General features: G+C 67.8%; 16 protein-coding genes and 1 pseudogene. 12 read left to right on the top strand and 5 right to left on the bottom strand.

What is annotated here, in order from left to right:
- Positions 1-344 precede the first annotated feature (344 nt).
- The 5 genes and pseudogenes from RNZ50_15440 to RNZ50_15460 all read right to left on the bottom strand — a co-directional run bounded on the left by RNZ50_15440 (position 345) and on the right by RNZ50_15460 (position 4,737).
- A pseudogene (locus tag RNZ50_15440) lies at positions 345-1,127 on the bottom strand (alcohol dehydrogenase catalytic domain-containing protein).
- A 154-nt stretch (positions 1,128-1,281) separates the two neighbouring features.
- Entirely contained in the window at positions 1,282-1,962 is a 681-nt protein-coding gene (locus RNZ50_15445; GenBank protein ID MDT8856387.1) for a ferritin-like domain-containing protein, read from the bottom strand.
- A 289-nt stretch (positions 1,963-2,251) separates the two neighbouring features.
- Positions 2,252-2,665, bottom strand: a complete 414-nt coding sequence (locus RNZ50_15450) for a RidA family protein (protein ID MDT8856388.1) — start codon at positions 2,663-2,665, stop codon at positions 2,252-2,254.
- Between the two features lie 100 nt (positions 2,666-2,765).
- On the bottom strand, positions 2,766-3,818 hold the full coding sequence (locus tag RNZ50_15455) for a Rieske 2Fe-2S domain-containing protein (GenBank protein ID MDT8856389.1): 1,053 nt from the start codon (positions 3,816-3,818) through the stop codon (positions 2,766-2,768).
- Positions 3,819-4,059: 241 nt separating this feature from the next.
- Complete coding sequence (locus RNZ50_15460; protein ID MDT8856390.1) at positions 4,060-4,737, bottom strand: TetR/AcrR family transcriptional regulator; 678 nt, start codon at positions 4,735-4,737, stop codon at positions 4,060-4,062.
- Between the two features lie 222 nt (positions 4,738-4,959).
- On the opposite strand from RNZ50_15460, the gene RNZ50_15465 reads away from it, so the two are divergent.
- The 12 genes from RNZ50_15465 (at position 4,960) to RNZ50_15520 (ending at position 17,316) form a co-directional block, all read left to right on the top strand.
- On the top strand, positions 4,960-6,291 hold the full coding sequence (locus RNZ50_15465) for an aminotransferase class III-fold pyridoxal phosphate-dependent enzyme (GenBank protein ID MDT8856391.1): 1,332 nt from the start codon (positions 4,960-4,962) through the stop codon (positions 6,289-6,291).
- A complete protein-coding gene (locus RNZ50_15470; protein MDT8856392.1) occupies positions 6,288-6,560 on the top strand; it encodes an FAD-dependent oxidoreductase in 273 nt (90 codons plus the stop codon). Before RNZ50_15465 ends, RNZ50_15470 begins: the two co-directional genes overlap by 4 nt.
- A complete protein-coding gene (locus RNZ50_15475) occupies positions 6,494-7,909 on the top strand; it encodes an NAD(P)/FAD-dependent oxidoreductase (GenBank protein MDT8856393.1) in 1,416 nt (471 codons plus the stop codon). Before RNZ50_15470 ends, RNZ50_15475 begins: the two co-directional genes overlap by 67 nt.
- Positions 7,910-8,028: 119 nt before the next feature.
- The gene (locus RNZ50_15480) at positions 8,029-9,423 is read left to right on the top strand and encodes an NAD(P)/FAD-dependent oxidoreductase (GenBank protein ID MDT8856394.1); all 1,395 of its coding nucleotides are present in this window, start codon (positions 8,029-8,031) and stop codon (positions 9,421-9,423) included.
- A gap of 7 nt (positions 9,424-9,430) precedes the next feature.
- Positions 9,431-10,357, top strand: coding sequence for a glycine cleavage T C-terminal barrel domain-containing protein (locus RNZ50_15485; protein ID MDT8856395.1), 927 nt, complete (start codon positions 9,431-9,433; stop codon positions 10,355-10,357).
- On the top strand, positions 10,293-10,961 hold the full coding sequence (locus RNZ50_15490; GenBank protein MDT8856396.1) for an RHO alpha subunit C-terminal catalytic domain-containing protein: 669 nt from the start codon (positions 10,293-10,295) through the stop codon (positions 10,959-10,961). Before RNZ50_15485 ends, RNZ50_15490 begins: the two co-directional genes overlap by 65 nt.
- Before the next feature lie 90 nt (positions 10,962-11,051).
- Positions 11,052-12,092, top strand: a complete 1,041-nt coding sequence (locus RNZ50_15495) for a polyamine ABC transporter substrate-binding protein (protein ID MDT8856397.1) — start codon at positions 11,052-11,054, stop codon at positions 12,090-12,092.
- Positions 12,093-12,094: 2 nt separating this feature from the next.
- Positions 12,095-13,201 (top strand): ABC transporter ATP-binding protein, encoded by a 1,107-nt coding sequence (locus RNZ50_15500; protein ID MDT8856398.1) that lies wholly within the window; start codon positions 12,095-12,097, stop codon positions 13,199-13,201.
- Positions 13,202-13,396: 195 nt separating this feature from the next.
- Positions 13,397-14,320 (top strand): ABC transporter permease, encoded by a 924-nt coding sequence (locus RNZ50_15505; protein ID MDT8856399.1) that lies wholly within the window; start codon positions 13,397-13,399, stop codon positions 14,318-14,320.
- Entirely contained in the window at positions 14,317-15,156 is an 840-nt protein-coding gene (locus tag RNZ50_15510) for an ABC transporter permease subunit (protein MDT8856400.1), read from the top strand. Before RNZ50_15505 ends, RNZ50_15510 begins: the two co-directional genes overlap by 4 nt.
- 7 nt (positions 15,157-15,163) lie before the next feature.
- Complete coding sequence (locus tag RNZ50_15515; GenBank protein MDT8856401.1) at positions 15,164-16,051, top strand: dimethylsulfonioproprionate lyase family protein; 888 nt, start codon at positions 15,164-15,166, stop codon at positions 16,049-16,051.
- Positions 16,036-17,316 carry an amidohydrolase family protein gene (locus RNZ50_15520; protein MDT8856402.1) on the top strand — a complete coding sequence of 427 codons (1,281 nt, stop codon included), beginning with the start codon at positions 16,036-16,038 and terminating at the stop codon, positions 17,314-17,316. Before RNZ50_15515 ends, RNZ50_15520 begins: the two co-directional genes overlap by 16 nt.
- Positions 17,317-17,463 lie beyond the last annotated feature (147 nt).

Genomic DNA, 17,463 nt, shown 5'->3' on the forward strand with positions numbered 1-17,463 from the left:
GCCCGTGAACGATCTTGCGGTTCGAGGGCAGCGTCGGATCGGCATCGAACCGTCGGGCCGTGCGCTCACTGAACCCGGCGCGGGCGGCCGACGTGCGCTGACTGTGATATCGGAGGTCGGACATGTATAATCTCAATTGCTGGTCGTTGATGGGTTTGTAGGCCAACCCGGATCCTCCGTTTGACGGCAGAGGAACCCGGCTTACCAACCCGCAGCGACCAGCACCTTCCCCGAAATCAATCAAGCCGGTGGGGCTGCCCTCCAGACGGGCATGCCCGTCTTCCGTTCAGCCCCACCGGCCAAGGTGGTTGTCGGCACCGGCCAAGATGGTTGTCGCGCAACACCACGGCGTCGATGCAGGCGTCCGGGCCCCGGTTGCTGGTCCGCACCATCAGTTCGTCATAGACATCGGTTTTCGAGAAATCGATCGTCTCGGCGCCGCCGGCCTCGGCCATCGCCAGCCGCTCGGGCACCTCGTCGATCGCGATCACCCGGCCTGCGCCCATCATCAGCGCACTGCGGATGGCGAACTGCCCGACGGGGCCGCAGCCCCAGACCGCGACGGTATCCCCGTCCTGGATCTGCGCGTTCTCGGCGGCCATGTAGCCGGTCGGAAAGATGTCGGACAGGAACAGCGCCTGCTCGTCGGTCAGGCTGTCGGGCACCTTGATCGGCCCGACATCGGCCATCGGCACGCGCAGGTATTCGGCCTGACCCCCGCTGTAGCCCCCGAGCATGTGGCTGAAGCCGAACAGGCCCGCAGGCGAATGGCCCATGGCCTTGATCGCCATTGCGGCGTTGGGGTTGGTCCGGTCGCAGGCCGAGAACAGGCCCTTCTGGCAGAACCAGCATTGCCCGCAACTGATCGTGAAGGGCACCACGACCCGGTCGCCGACCTTGAGGTTGGTGACCTCGGAGCCGACCTCCTCGACCACGCCCATGTTCTCGTGGCCGAGGATGTCGCCGCTTTCCATGGTCGGCTGGTAACCGTCGAACAGATGCAGGTCCGAGCCGCAGATGGCGCAGGCGGTGATCCGGATCACGGCATCGCGCGGGTGCTCGATCTTCGGATCGGGGACGGTATCGACGCGAACGTCGCCCTTCCCGTGCCAGCAAAGCGCGCGCATCTAGCGGTTCCCGCGGGGGTCGGGCGCATCGACGCGCGGCGCGCGCCGGGACTTTTGGCCGGTATGGAACATCGGTTTCATCCTTGTGATCAGTTGCTGCCGGGATGCGGCGGCGACCGGGTGGCGCTGCCACCACGATCGCCGTTGCCCGAAATCAGGTGTCCGACGACCTGTCGGCGGGCGTGGCGGGCCGCGGCGCGGCACCGGCTGCCGGCGCCTGATCTCCGGACGGGCGGGGTGTTGCAGGGGCCGGGGCCGCGGCCTTTTCCTGCGCCGCCGCGGCTGCCTTCGCCTCTTTCACCGCCTTGACCTCGACGAAGCGGTGCGTGATCGCATCAAGGTTCTGGTCGAACCATTCCGCCATCGCCTCCTCCTCGCGGAGTGACGCTTCCAGTCGGGGGCGCAGGTCGGGCTTGCCCGCCATGTCGGCCAGCACGAGCAGCGTGCGGTAGGTCGCGATTTCCAGATGCTCGGTCATCATGTCAGCAACCACGGCCTTCAGCACCGCATCGTCGCTGAAGCCCTGGATCGAGGACTGGCCGAACCCCATCACGCTCAGCAGCGCGTCCTTCACCATCGAGGTCGAGGCGCCACACGTCTCGAGGCCGGCCTCAAGCCTGCGCGCCTGTTCGCGGGTCTCGCGAACATGCTCGGACAGTCTGGCGTGCAGTTCGGGAAAATCGGTCAGCTGCTTGAGCTGCGGTTCCAGCACTGCGATCACCTGCTTTTCCAGCGCATGAGCGTTGCGAAGGCTGGTGACCAGCGTTTCATGGGCAACGGCCTTCAGGGCCGTCGGCGCGGGGATGGTGTCGGTGGGCATGGGACGATTCTCCATTGGGTTGTCCCAAGGAAACTGACAGATCGCCATTTCGTTCCGGATCATCTTCGGCAGTCGTTCCGGTTGTCCGGTTTTCGTTGACCGGGGTCCGTGCGCAAGGCCCGCGCTGCGCCAGAATGACCACATGTCGTTGAAACCGGCAGCAACCCTTCCCGAAACGATGTGAATGCCCTCGGGCGAGCCGGGGGCCAGCCTCCGGACCCCCGGGATATTCGGGCTAAGGTGAAAGCCGCAGCAGGGTCCAATTGCGCCGGGCGTCCGGGTGGAGCGGTGCCTTGCGGAAACGTCAGTCGGGAATCATGGCCGTGGCGTCGATTTCCACCAGCCAGTCCGGCCGGGCGAGCGCGGTCACCACCACGCCGGTCGAGACCGGATGCACGCCTTTGATGTATTCGCCCATGGTGCGATAGACCGCCTCGCGGTGGCGCACGTCGGTCAGGTAGACCACCACCTTGCAGAGGTGTTCCATCCGGCCGCCGGATTCCTCGATCAGCTGGCGGATGTTCTGCATGACCTTGTGGGTTTGTTCGACCGGATCGTGGCTGTTGATGTTCTGCGCGGTTTCGAGGTCCTGCGGGCACTGGCCGCGCAGGAAGATCATGGTGCCGCGTGCCACCACGGCCTGGCAGAGATCGTTGTCGAGCTTCTGCTCGGGGTAGGTGTCGCGCGTGTTGAACTTGCGGATGCGGGTGTGGGCCATGAAGTCTCTTTCTGGTCGTCGGAACGGGCGGAACAGGGCGGAAAGGCCGGGGGCTGCCTGCCCCCGGACCCCCGGGGATATTTGGAAACAGAAGAATGGATCATGGGATCATGCCCGCAATGTAGCGGGCGAAGTCGTAGTTCGGGCGTTCGAGGTGGCTGAGGGGGCCGGGTTCGGAAAGCCCGGCGCAGAGGCCGCGGTAGACCTTCTCGACGCAGCCCTTGTCTTCGACGTTGACCGCGTCAAGCAGGGCCTTGAGGCGGGCAAAGTGATCCTGCGCCCTGGGGTCGGTGACGAATTCGGGGGCAAGGCCGCCACCGAACACCACGTTGACGTGGCCGGGGCCGTCGGGCGTCAGGCAAAGGTACCAGAAATAGCCCGGGCTGAGGGTGATCAGGAGGGACGGGTAGACCGAGATCAGCCAGGTGGTGCGGCGCTCGTCGCCATCGAGTGTGGTGTTGGTCGGGTGGGCCAGCGTCAGGTCGAGCGCGTCGTTCTTCAGGATGAAGTGGTAGTTGAAGGCGGGCAGCCCTTCGGGACAGGTCATCTGCAAAAGATCGACATGGCCGCCGATGGTGCCCGCGTGGCAGACCGGCAGGTGGTAGCTTTCCATGAAATTCTCGGCCAGCACCTTCCAGTTGGTGGCCCAGCGGAAATCCTCGCGGAACGCCTCGACGTAAGCCTCCATGTGGTATTTGCCGACCAGCGCCGCGACCCCGGCCAGCTTGTCGTGCGGGCTGGCGGCATCAGGGTTCAGGGTGACCATGATCCAGCCCAGCCAGTCTTCGCAGCGCACCTGCGGCAGGGCGATCCGGTCCTTGCAGAAGCCGGTGTTCAGGGTCATCGCCGGGGCGCCGCGCAGGGTGCCGTCGAGGTTGTAGGTCCAGGCGTGGTAGGGGCACACGATGGCGCGGGTGTTGCCGCGACCGGACAGCAGGGTCGACATGCGGTGGCGGCAGACGTTCGACATGGCGCGCAGCGTGCCGTCGCGGTCGCGCAGCACGATGATGGGCTCGCCCGCGATCTCCATCGTCAGGTAGTCGCCGGGGCTGGGCAGGGCGTCGGCCCGCCCGGCGCAGAGCCAGTCTTTCGCGAAGATGTGCTGCAATTCCAGCGCGACGAAATCGGGCGAGGTGTAGACCGATTTAGGCATCGCGCGGGCCTGGTCGAACGGCAGGGCGACGTTGGCGCGCAGTTCGGCAAGCGGGGTCGGGTCGGGCGGGGTCAGGTCGGGTTTGTGCCGGGTAATGGGTCACTCCGCTGCCGATGCCGCACTTGCGCGGTGGACCGTGCCGAATCGCCGCGCACGGCGGGTCGGCCCCGTCAGCTTGTCGCAAACCCCGGCGGATTTCTGCAGAAATCCGCGTGCGAGGCATGGCACGACCGCGCAAGGATCACGCCAGCAGCCCCGCTGCCCCGAAGTGGCGCGGGAAGAAGGCGGCGGCGCAGGTGTGCACCGTCGCCAGCGCCTCGTCTCGGCTGTAGGGGCTGCGGATGGTCATCAGGTCCAGCCAGACGCCCTCGATGGTGACACGCAGCACACGGGAGGTGCGCGTCGGGTTGCCGGGGTAGCCGCCCTGCCCCATCAGGTCGGCGCAGATCGCCTCGATCCGGGCGTTGTAATCCTCGTCGTTCGATCCGCAGCGTTCCTGATAGAGCGGGCGGCTTTGCGCCTCGCCCCAGAAGGAACACCACGCCGACAGCCTGCCTTGCGTGCAGATTGCCGGGTTGAAATCGGCGCGCAGGAGGGCGTCGAGTTGCGCGGCCGGGTCTTTCGGCGCCGCCTCCAGTGCTGCCAGCCAGTTGTCGCGGTATTCCTGCGCCAGATAGAGCAGCGTTTCGGTCAGCAGCTTTTCCTTGGTCTGGAAATGGAAGTTCACCAGCCCGTGCGACAGCCCCGCCAGCCCCGCCACCTCGGTCAGGGTGGTGCGGGCGTAGCCGCGGGTGGCCAGCACCTCGATGGTCGCCTCGATCAGCTGGCTGCGGCGCGCCTCGCGCGACAGCTTGCGCGGCGCGGGGTCGGCCTTTGGCGGATCGGGGTCGAAATCGGGGGCGGTGTCGGGGTTTGTCACGGGGAATGCTCCGGCCACGGGCGGCGTGGGGTCATATCTAGGCAATTGCGCACCGGATGAAAGGGGCGGATGCGGCGGGACGATAGCCGCATTCTGATTGACAGGCCAGTCAATACGGGGTCATCCTGAGCCTGCCGGGGCCATTTCTGGCCATGACCGGCATGAACCCGGGGGCCGACGCCCCTGCCCGGATGCGCGGCATCCGAACCGAAAGCCTGACCGATGCGCAAACCGATCCGCGACCTGACGAAATCGAACGCCCATTACGCCCGGGCGGTGAAACGATTGCCGCTGGGGGTGGCGTCGAGCTTCCGCTACTGGGGCGAGGACCGCACGATCTATGTCGATCACGGCAAGGGTGCGCGGTTCTGGGACATCGACGGCAACGGCTATGTCGATTACCGGCTGGGCTATGGCCCGGCGATCCTCGGCTATGGCGACCCGCGCGTCGATGCGGCGGCGGTGCGCGGCATGAACGTCGGCGGCGTCTTCGCGCTGTCGACCGAGCGTGAACTGGTCGTGGCCGACCGGATCGCCAGGATGGTGCCGGGGATGGACCTCGTGCGCTTTTCCAACTCGGGCACCGAGGCGGTGATGGCGGCCCTGCGTCTTGCCCGGGCCCACACCGGGCGGGAAAGCTACCTGCTGATCGAGGGGTCGTATCACGGGCTGTTCGATGCCGCGATGTGGATGGTCAATCTGGCGGACTGGCAGCCGGGCGGTGCGGACGAGCCGCAGGTCGTCGCCTATTCCAGGGGCATCCCGCAAGACCTGAAGGCGCTGGCGCACCTGACGCCGATGAACGACCCGCAGCGGCTGGAGGATGCGTTCAGAAAGCACGGCAACACCCTTGCCGCCATGCTGATCGAGCCGATCCAGGGCAACTGCTGCGGCATCTCTGCCACCACCGAATTCGTCCGGCTGGCGCGCAGCCTGTGCGACAGCTACGGCGTGCTGCTGATCATCGACGAGGTCAAGACCGGCTTTCGCGTCGCGCGGGGCGGCGTGCAGTCGCTGCACGGGGTGGTGCCCGATGTCGCCTCCTTCGCCAAGGCGATGGCCAACGGCTACCCCATCGCCGCCATTGCCGGGCGCGAGGAGGTGATGCGCACCTTCCGCTTTGGCGGCGCGGCGCATGGCGGCACCTATACCGCGCATTCGGTCAGCCTTGCCGCCGCCGAGGAATGCCTGCGCATCCTCGACGAAACCCCGGCGCTGGAAACCATTGCCGCCTATGGCGAAAGCCTGAAGGCGGGGTTGTCGGCCATTCTGAAGAGGCGCGGCATCGTCCATTCCTTCACCGGGCATTCCAGCATGTTCGGCCTGTTCTTTGCCGAGCAGGCGCCCGACAATTACCGCGACTGGAAGCTTTCGGACTACACCTTCTACGACACCATGGCGCTGCACCTGCACGACCTTGGCATCATCTGCGAACCCGACAGCCGCGAGCCGTGGTTCATCTGCGAGGCGCATGACGCGGCCTGCCTGTCCGACACGCTGGCCGCGTTTGAAACGGCGGTGGACCTGACGCTGGAACAGGTGGCGGCGGCATGATTTACGACGCCGTGATCATCGGCGCGGGGCACAACGGGCTGGTGACGGCCTGCTACCTCGCCCGCGCCGGGATGCGGGTCTGCGTGGTGGAAAAGAACGACTGGATCGGCGGCGCGGCGGCGCGACGGTCAGCCGCGAGCTTCATCCGGGCTTCACCTACTCCAACTGCTCCTACGTCAGCAGCCTGTTCCGGCCCGAGATCATGCGCGATCTGGAATTGCCGAAACACGGCCTGCAGATCCTGCCCTACGAGGGCGGCGCGGTGCTGACGCAAGGTGGCGGCTATCTCGCGATGTTCCGCGACCACGACGCCAACCGCCGCGAATTCGCCCGCCATTCGGCGCGCGATGCCGAAAGCTACGACCGCTACGCGCGCGACATCCTGCGCCATTGCCGCTTCATCCGCCCGCTGCTGATGCGCACCCCGCCCGACCCGGCCAGCTTTCGCCCGCGCGATCTGGGCGAACTGGCCTTTCTGGGCCGCCAGTTGTTCGCCCTGTCGGAAAGCCAGATCTGCGAGATGATCCGGTTCTGGACCATGAGCATTTCCGACTATCTCGACGAGTATTTCGAGAACCCGGTGATCAAGGCCTATCTCGCGGTGTCGGCGATCATCGGCACCGCGCTGGGGCCGATGTCGCCGGGGTCGGCCTATGTGCTGCTGCACCACTACATGGGCGATGTCGATGGCAACGTCGGCGCCTGGGGCTTCGCGCGCGGCGGCATGGGGTCGGTGACGCAGGCGCTGGCGAAATCGCTGGCGGCGGCGGGGGGAGAGATTCGCGCAGGTCAGGGCGTCGAGCGGATTCTGGTCCGCGCAGGCCGGGCGGTGGGGGTGGTGCTGGAGGATGGCACCGAGGTTGCGGGCCGCCGGGTGATCTCCAACATGGATGTCAAGCGCACCTTCCTGAAACACGTCGATGCCGCCGAGTTGCCCGGCGACTTCCTGCGCCGGGTCAAGGCGTTCAAGATCCGGGGATCATCCGGCAAGCTGAACATCGCGCTTGATGGCCCGCCCGAGTTTCCCGCCCTGCCCGCAGGCGCGCCGATGCTGAAGGGCGACCTGCATTTCACCGACTCGATCGAGCGGATGGAGCGCGCCTATGACGACTGGAAAGACGGCCGTTTCAGCCGCGACCCTTTCCAGGACGTGATGATCCCGACGATGATCGACCCGACCATGGCGCCGCCCGGCAAGCACTTCATGTCATGCTTCGTGCAATACGCCCCGCCCCGGATCGGGGGTGAGGACTGGACGGATGCCGACCGCGACGCCTTCGGGCAGACCTGTCTCGACCAGATCGAGACCTACGCACCCGGATTTAAAAACAAGGTGTTGCACGTCGAAGTTCGCACGCCACGCGAACTTGAGGCCGAGGTCGGCCTGACCGAAGGCAACATCTTCCAGGGCGAACTGACCTTCGACCAGCTGCTGTTCAACCGCCCGGTGCCGGGATATGCCAACTATCGCAGCCCGATCCGCGACCTGTGGATCTGCGGGTCTTCCACCCATCCCGGCGGCGGGGTGATGGGCGCGCCGGGGCGCAATGCCGCCGCCGAGGTGCTGCGCGAGGCCCGCCTGCCCGCGAAGATGAGCGACGCTTATGCCGTGCTCTGACGCGATCATCATCGGCGGCGGCAGCAACGGGCTGGCCTGCGCCGCGCGGCTGGCCGGGTCGGGGCGCAAGGTCGTGGTGCTGGAGGCCGGTGCGGTGCCGGGTGGGGGTGCTGCCACGGTTGAATTCGCGCCGGGACCGCGTGTCGGGGCTGGCGCATCTGGTCATGAACCTCGATCCAAGGGTGACCGAGGGCATGGGGCTGGCGCGGCACGGGTTGGCGCTGGGGGCCGCGCTGCCGACCGTGGCGCTGGCAGCCGGGGAGCCGCTGACCATCCGGGGCGCGCAATTGTCGGGCGGGCCGGACGGGGCAGCATGGGCCGCGCTGCACGCCCGCCTGCTGGCCTTTGCCGGGGTGCTGGCCCCCTTCCGCGCCATGACACCGCCGCGCCTGGCACGTGGTGCGGGCAACGACTGGCTGCGGCTGGCGCGGGCGGGCTTCGGGCTGCGCGGGTTGGGCAAGACGGAGTTCCGCGAATTCCTGCGGATGATCCTGATCAACGTCGCCGACGTGCCGGAAGACGAGCTGACCGACGACCGCCTGCGCGGCGCGCTGGCGTTCGATGCTACGCTTGGGGCCTGGCTCGGGCCACGCTCGCCCAATTCGCTGATGCTGCTGCTGAACCGGCTTTCGGTCGGCGGGGGCGCGGTGCGGCTGCCGCAAGGCGGCATGGGGGCGGTGGCGCAGGCCATGGCGCGGTCGGCCGAGGCGGCGGGCGTCACTTTGCACTGCGGGGCAAAGGTGGCGCGGGTGCTGGTCGAGGGCGACCGCGCGGTGGGCGTGCAGCTTGACAGCGGCGAGGAGATCCGCGCGCGCACGGTGGTCAGCGCCATCAACCCCGCCACGACATTCCGGCAACTGGTGGGGCCTGCGCATCTCGATGCCGGGTTCTTCCGGCGCACGCAGCAGATCCGGTCGCGCGGCGGGGCGGCCAAGCTGCATCTCGCCTTGCGCGGCACGCCGGATTTCCGCGGCGCCGACCTGACGGCCCGTCTGGTGATCGCACCCTCGGTGCGCGCGGTGGAAACCGCCTTCAACGCGGTGAAATACGGCGAGGTGCCGACGGTGCCGGTGCTGGAGGCGGTGCTGCCTTCGGCGCACGACGCTGCGATGGCCCCCGACGGCCATCACGTCCTGTCGGCCATCGTGCAGTTCGCGCCGCACGCCCCCCGCGCCGGGCGCGATGCGGCGAGGGCGCAGATGCTGGAAAACACCCTGAGCGTGCTGGAGGCCCACGCCCCCGGCCTGCGCGGGCTGATCGCCCATGCCGAACTGCTGATGCCCCATGACGTCGAGGACCGCTTCGCCATGCCCGGCGGCAACTGGCATCATGGCGAGCTGGCGGTGGAACAGATGCTGTTCCTGCGTCCTCTGCCCGGGGCCGCGCAGTATGCCACCCCCCTGCCCGGCCTGTGGCTGGCGGGCGCGGGCTCGCACCCCGGCGGCGGCATCTCCGGCGCGGCGGGCTGGAACGCGGCGGAGCGGATGGCTGCTGGATTCCGCGCTGGGGTATGACGTGGCGGTGGCCGAAGTCACCGACAACATCGCGACGCTGAGCCTGCAGGGGCCGTGCAGCGCCACGGTGCTGGGGCTGGCAGGGTTCGATGTGTCGGCGCTGAAGCCCTTCCGCATGGCGCGGTTTGTGTTTCAGGGCGGCGAAATAACCATTTCGCGCACCGGCTTCACCGGCGATCTGGGGTATGAACTCTGGGCTAAACCTGATCAGGCGCTGCCGCTCTGGGATGCGCTGATGGACGCCGGGGCGCTTTATGGTATCCGGCCGATTGGCACCGACGCGCTGAACCTCGCGCGGATCGAGGCCGGGTTCCTGATCACCAACATGGATTTCATCCCGGCCGATCAGGCGGTGCGCGAGGACCGGGCACGCTCGCCGTTCGAACTGGGCCTTGACTGGATGATCGACTGGGACAAGGGGCATTTCACCGGCAGGCGCGCCCTGCTGGCCGAACGCGATACGGGCAGCAGCCGCTGGGCGCTGGTCGGGCTGGATGTCGCGGGCAACGTCGCGGCGGAGGGGGCGCTGATCTACCTCGACCGGCGGATCGAGGTTGGCCACATCACCGCCGCCGCCTGGTCGCCCGCCACCAAGCGCAACATCGCCATCGCCCATCTTCGCCGCCCGCATCAGACCAGCGGCAACCTTTGGGTCGAGATCTACGCGCTGCGAGAACTGCAATATGCCAAGCTGATGCTGCCGGTCAGCGTGACGCCGCGCCCGCTTCGGGCTGAAGCCGGTCGAGTTGGCGCTGCGGCATGGCTTCATCTTCCTGCGCTTCCTGCCGGGGCCGCAGCCTGCGCTGGCCGACTGGCTGGCGCCCTTCGACGCCGATTTCGCGGCCTACCGGACGACCGAGGTGCTGCCGGTGCAGACGGCAGGCTGGGGCACCACGCTGCCGGTCAACTGGAAATCGGTGCGCGACGTGGATAACGAGGGGTATCACGTCGCGATGGCGCATCCGGCGCTGCAAGACCTCTATGGCCGGACCTACCGCGACCTGACCTTTCCCGACGGGCTGTCGCAATCCATCGCGGAGATCGGAGATCAGCCGGGTCGGCGCTGGTCGGTGCGGCACTATCTGGCACTGGCCCCGGTGCAGGACTGGCTGCCGCCGCACCTGCGCCGGGCCTGGACGTATTACGGCCTGTTTCCCAACGCGGTTTTCGCCTTCACCCCCGAAAGCGTGCAGTTCTATCAGGAAGTCCCGGTCTCGCCGGGACTGACCCGCCTGACGGGCCGGATCTACCGCCGCCCGCACGAAAGCCGCGCGATGCGGGTGGCGCGCCATCTGGCCTGCCGGATCGACCGCGAAACCTCGGCCGAGGACCGGCAGCTTTCGATCTGGTCCAACGAGTCGATGAAGTCGCAGGCGTTCGACGCCTTCCACCTGTCGGATCTGGAATACGGCGTGCGGGCGCATCACGACCAGTTGCGCCGCATCCTGCCGGTGATGACGCTGGACCATGCGCCACCAGAGGTTGCAATGGCCGCCGCCAACGCGGAAATGCTTGGCAGAACCGGCCACCGATCCTAACCTTTCCATTGAAAGAACCGGAGGTAGTGCGATGAGACGACCCGACGTTCCACCCTGCTGGGCCTTGGCAGCGCGCTCGCCCTGCCGCATGTGCGCCCGTCCTGGGCGCAGGCGGGCACCGTCAACGTCTACAACTGGGCCGACTACATCGGAGAGACCACGCTGGCCGATTTCGAGGCGGCCACCGGTATTGGCGTGACCTACGACACCTATCCGTCTGCCGAGGAGATGCAGGCCAAGATGCTCGCAGGCTCGACCGGATACGACGTGGTGTTCACCGCGGGCATCAGCCAGCCGCAGATGATCACGGCCGGGGTCTACAGCAAGCTTGACCGGGCGCGGCTGACTGGCTGGGACAACCTCGACCCCGCGATCCTGGCCGTGATGGAAGGCTGGGACCCGGGCGTGCAATACGGCGTGCCCTACATGTGGGGCTCGGTCGGGTTCACCTACAATGTCGATCTGGTGAAGGAACGCATTCCCGACGCCGACCTGGCCAGCCTCGACCTGCTCTTCAAGCCGGAGAACGCAGCCAAGCTCGCCGATTGCGGCATCTCGATCCTCGACAGCCCGACCGACATCATGCTGGTGGTGCTGAAGTATCTGGGCCTTGATGGCGACACCACCGATGTGGCCGACTACGACAGGGTGATCGAGGCGTTCAGGCCGATCCGCGAGCATATCCGCACCTTCGACAATGCCAACTACCTGAACGCGATCCCGAATGGCGAGCTGTGCGTGGTCAACAGCTGGTCGGGCGATTATGCGGTGGCCAAGGCCCGCGCGGCCGAGGCGGGGATCGAGATGAACCTGGCCTACCATGTGCCAATGACCGGCGCGCCCGCCTGGTTCGACGTGATGGCGATTCCGACCGACGCGCCGAACAGGGACAATGCCTATGCCTTCATCGACTTCCTGCTGCGCCCCGAGGTGATTGCCGCCTGCACCGATTTCACCGGCTACGCCAATGCCAGCAAGGCCGCGAACGGGCTGGTCGATCCGGCGATCTTCAACGATCCGGCGGTTTACCCCGATGCGGAAACCACGGCACGGCTCTGGGCGCCCAAACCGATGAGCGACGCGCAGGAACGGGCGCTGACCCGGGCCTGGACCACGATCAAGTCCGGCTGAGCATGGACCCCGCTGCGCCGCAGCCCTTCATCCGGATCGAGGGGGTCAGCAAAGCCTTCGGCACCTTTCAGGCGGTGCGCAATGTCAGCCTGGAGATCGGCAAGGGCGAGATCTTCTCGCTGCTGGGCGGGTCGGGCTGCGGCAAGACCACCCTGTTGCGGATGCTGGCGGGGTTCGAGACGCCGACCGCCGGGCGCATCTTCATCGACGGGCAGGACATGGGCGGCGTGCCGCCCTGGGCGCGCCCGGTCCACATGATGTTCCAGAGCTATGCCCTGTTTCCGCACATGACGGTGGAGCAGAACGTGGGCTACGGCCTGAAGCACGAAGCGATGACGCCAGCGCAGCGCCGCGACCGGGTGCGCGAGATGCTGGACCTCGTGCAACTGGGCGAGTTGGCGGGGCGCAAGCCGCACCAGATCTCGGGCGGGCAGCGGCAGCGCGTGGCGCTGGCCCGGGCGCTGGCGCGGGCGCCGAAGCTGCTGCTGCTGGACGAGCCGCTGGCGGCACTCGACAAGAAGCTGCGCGAGCATACCCAGTTCGAGCTGATGAGCATCCAGGACCGGATGGGTGTGACCTTCATCGTGGTGACCCATGACCAGGAGGAGGCAATGACCCTGTCGCACCGCATCGCGGTGATGGACCGGGGCGAGGTGAAGCAGGTCGGCACCTCGACCGAGATCTACGAATACCCCGCCAGCCGCTTCGTGGCAGGGTTCATCGGGTCGATCACCTTCTTCGATGGCGTGGTGCAGGCGGTGGAGGGCGGGCAGGTGCGTGTGGACGTGCCCGCGATGGGCGGAGCGGTGCAGGCCCGCGCCGTGCCGGGGCTGGTGGCCGGGCAGCCGGTGACACTGGCGCTGCGCCCCGAAAAGATCAGCATTTCCCGCACGCCGCTGGAGGGCGGCAACGTGCTGGCCGGTGTGGTGAAGGATCTGGCCTATTTCGGCAAGGACTCGCTTTACCGTGTCACGCTGGCGTCCGGCGCGCTGGTGGCGGTCCATGCCGTGAACGCCCGGCGCGGCGGTGACGGCGACCGGGTGGCGGATTGGGAGGATGCGGTGTGGCTGCGGTTCGAGCCGGGCTCGGCCATCGTGCTGGCGGCGTGAGGACCGGCCTTCAGGCGCGGGCTCTGGCGGAGCGGGCGGAGCCTCCGGCGGGGATATTTGAGAACAGAAGAATGGGCGGGGATGAGAGGGCGCGCGCGGTGCCCGGCTGCGGCACCGGGCCGGACCGGCGGAGCCTCCGGCGGGGATGTTCTGGAAAGAAGAAGGGGTGGCTGCGGGGATGAGGGGAGGGTGCGGATGAGGATCGGGCGCAGGCTGGCGGACTGGTTCAACCGGCGCGGCTGGTCCGACATCGTGATCGGCGCGCCCTATCTGTGGCTCGTGCTGTTCTTCCTGATCCCATTCCTGATCGTGGTGGCGATGAGTTTCGCCACGCGCACCCCCACCGCGCCGCCGTTTTCGTTCGGCGGGGAGCATCCGCTGCTGAACACCGAAGGCTATGCCCGGCTGTTCAGCGACAGTCTTTACGCGCGGGCCTTCGGTATCTCGCTGGTGAATGCGGGGCTTGCGACGCTGTTCTGCCTGATGATCGGCTATCCGATGGCGCTGGCGCTGACGCGGATCGGCAAGGGCTGGCGCAACGTGCTGCTGATGCTGGTGATCCTGCCGTTCTGGACCTCGTTCCTGCTGCGGGTCTATGCCTGGATGGGGCTGATGGGGTCGAACAGCTGGTTCAACAAGCTGCTGACCGGGGCCTACAACGCGATGGTGCCGGCCGAATGGGCGCTGCGGTCGATCCCGATGATGAACAGCAGTTTCGCGGTCGTGCTGGTCACGGTCTATACCTACCTGCCCTTCATGATCCTGCCGCTTTACGCGAATCTGGAGAAGCTCGACCGCACTCTGGACGAGGCGGCGATGGATCTGGGGTCGCGGCCGTTCCGGGTGTTTCTGGACGTGACGCTGCCGCAGTCGGTGCCGGGGATCATCGCGGGTGGCCTTCTGGTGTTCATCCCGGCGGCGGGCGAGCTGATCATCCCCTCGCTGGTGGGCGATGCCGGGCGGCCGATGATCGGGCGGGTGATCTCGGACGAGTTCGCCTCGGCGCGCGACTGGCCGATGGCGTCGAGCGTGGCGGTGGCCTTGCTGGTGCTGATGGTGCTGCCGATGATGGCTTTTACCCATTTTCAGGGCAAGGCCGGGCGGGGGGGTGGGAGATGAACCGCCGCCCGGTGTTCCTGATTTCGGTGCTGTGTTTCGGCTTTGCCTTCTTCTACATCCCGATCCTGTCGATGATGGTCTATTCCTTCAACGCCTCGCGGCTGGCGACGGTCTGGGGCGGGTTCTCGACCAAGTGGTATGTGGCGCTGCTGGGCAACGACCAGGTGGTGCGCGCGGCGCTGCTGTCCTTGCAGATCGCGCTGGTGTCGGCCACGGCGGCGACGGTGCTGGGCACGCTGGCCGGGCTGGCGCTGGCGCGGTTTCGCCGTTTTCACGGGCGGGTGCTGTTTTCCGGGCTGGTCACCGCGCCGCTGATCATGCCCGAGGTGATCACCGGCATCTCGGCGCTGATGCTGTTCATCCTGATGGCGGAATGGATCGGCTGGCCGGGGCAGCGCGGTTTCACCACAATCACGCTGGCGCACATCACCTTTTCCATGGTGTTCGTGACGACCATCGTCCATTCGCGGCTGGTGCAGGCCGACCCCGCGATCGAGGAGGCGGCGATGGACCTTGGCGCGCGCCCCTGGCAGGTGCTGCGTGACATCACCCTGCCGGTGATCAGCCCCGCGATCCTGTCGGGGTGGCTTCTGGCCTTCACCATCAGTCTGGATGACGTGGTGATCACCCAGTTCACCACCGGGCCGGGCAACACCACGCTGCCGCTGCTGATCTGGTCGAAGGTCAAGCTGGGGGTGACGCCCGACATCAACGCGCTGGCCACGATCACGGTGGTGATCGTCGGCATCGGGGTGGCGCTGGCGGGCTGGCTGCTGCACCGGGCCGAGCGGCGGCGCGAGCGTGACATGCAGATGGCCTACCGGGCCAACCAATGAGGGACCGATGACCGACGACATGACACTGGCCCATCTGACGACCCCGCCCGGCGTGCCGGGGCCGGGGCGCTTGCGCTACGGCGCGGCTATGGCGCTGCACCGGCAGGGTAAGTTGTCGGATGCGGCGCTGGAGGTCTACCGGATCTGCGCGCCGCTGGATGGCGAAGATCCCGCCGCTTTGCTGGCGGCGCGCGGGCTGGGGGCCGAGATCCGGGCCGCTTGCGTGCCGGGGCCGGAAGCCGCGGTCCGGGCGCTGGTGGCCGAGGCCGACCGTTACATCGCCACCCTGCCCGGCCCCGGCGTGGCCGAGGTGCGCGCCGGGCTGGGGCGCTTTGGCGGCGGCGCGGTGCGGGTGCTGGGGCGCGGCAACGCGGTGGTGGACGCGCATCTGGGGTCGGCGCTGGCACCCCTGGCGCTCACCCATCCGGCGCTGGCCGCAGCCATCGCCGCCGCCGTGCCGCATCTGGACTGGGCGACGTTCGACGACTATCCGGCCGAGGATATCGGGGCAACCTTCCTTGCGGGCAATGCCTATTGCATCGTGGTGGGCGAGGCCGGGCCGATCGTGGCGGAAGGCTTCGACTTCGGGCTGTTTCTGGTGGCGCCGCATGTCTTCTACCGCGACCACCACCACAAGGCGCCCGAGCTTTACGCGCCGCTGACCGGCCCGCACGGCTGGCGCTTCCGCCCCGGCGACGCGCTGACCGTGAAGCCCGCGCATCAGCCGGTGTGGAACGAGCCCGACGCACCCCATGCCACCAAGGTCGGCGCGGTGCCGTTCCTGTGCCTCTATGGCTGGACGGCGGATGTGAAAGCGCCCGCCCGGGTTATTCCTTCCGGCGACTGGCCCGTGCTCGACGCGCTGCGGATGGGGCGTGAATGCTGGCCGATCTGATCCTGATCAACGCCGATATCCGCACGATGGATGCCGCCCGCCCCCGGGCGCAGGCGCTGGCGGTTGCGGGCGGGCGGATTCTGGCGCTGGGGACAACGCAGGCGATGCTGGACAGGGCAGCACCTGGGTGCAGCGTGATCGACGCGGGCGGGCGGCTGGTGCTGCCGGGGTTCCAGGACGCGCATGTGCATCTGCTGGACGGCGGCACCGACCTGATCGCCGCGGCCGCGCTGGGGGCGGCAGAGACGGTTGCCGACCTTCAGGCGCTGCTCGCGGCCCATGCGGCAGGGTCGGCCGACCCGCTGGTGACGGGCACCGGCTGGCGGCCGGGGCTGTTCGGCGACCACAACCTGACCCGGGCCGTGCTGGATGCGGCGGTGCCGGACCGGCCCTGCATTGTTTATGATTCCAGCTTCCACAACGCCTGCCTGAACTCGGCGGCGATTGCGCTGACCGGTCTGGGGCGCGACACGCCAGACCCGCCGAACGGCCATTTCGTGCGCGATGCGGCGGGCGAGACGACCGGGATGCTGCACGAGGATGCGATCTCCTGGGCCCGCCCGCACCTGCCCGAGGTGCCCGAGGCGACATGGGTGGCGGGGCTGATCGCCGGGCAGGCCCATGCCAACCGCCACGGCATCACCGGCATTCTCGACCCCCAGATCAAGGACCAGCACTTTGCGGCATACTCCGGATTGGACCGGGCGGGCGGGCTGACGCTGCGGGTGGCGGGGGCGGCGGCGGTCTGTCCGACCGATACCGCCGCCTCGGTGGTGGCGCGACTGTGCGCGCTCAGGGCGGCGGCGGGGGGCGATTTTTGCATCACCTCGGCCAAGGTGTTTCTCGATGGCGTGCTGGAGAACCGCACGGCGGCGATGATCGCGCCCTATGCCGATGCGGCGGGCGGCAATGCGCCGCTGATGTATCCGCCGGAAAAGATTGCCGAACTCTTTACCGCGCTGGATGCCGCGCGGTTCCAGATCCATGTCCATGTGATCGGTGACCGGGCGGCGCGGGCGGCGCTGGATGGGCTTGAGATCGCACGGGCTGCCAACGGCGCCTGGCCCGCGCTGCACCAGTTGGCGCATCTGCAGGTGGTGCACGCGGGCGATTTCGCCCGGATCGCGGCGCTGGGGGCGATGGCGAACACATTGCGACCACCAGCCGCAATGCGTGGTATCACGAGCAGGCGCGGGCCGAGCTTGCCCGGATGCGCGGGGCGGCGGGTGAGGCGGCGGCGCGGCTCGTGGGGCCGGCGTTCGTGACCAGCAACATCGCGCTCTGGGAACGGATGATCCCGGTGCTGGACATCGGCGAGCATTGCCCGACCCACCTGCGCGCCCGCAAGCCCGGCTGAGCAACCCGTTTCTTCTACGAAGAAACACCGCCCGGGGGCCGGGCGCAAATCTTCG

The sequence above is a fragment of the Paracoccaceae bacterium Fryx2 genome (assembly GCA_032334235.1).
Lineage (GTDB): Bacteria > Pseudomonadota > Alphaproteobacteria > Rhodobacterales > Rhodobacteraceae > JAVSGI01.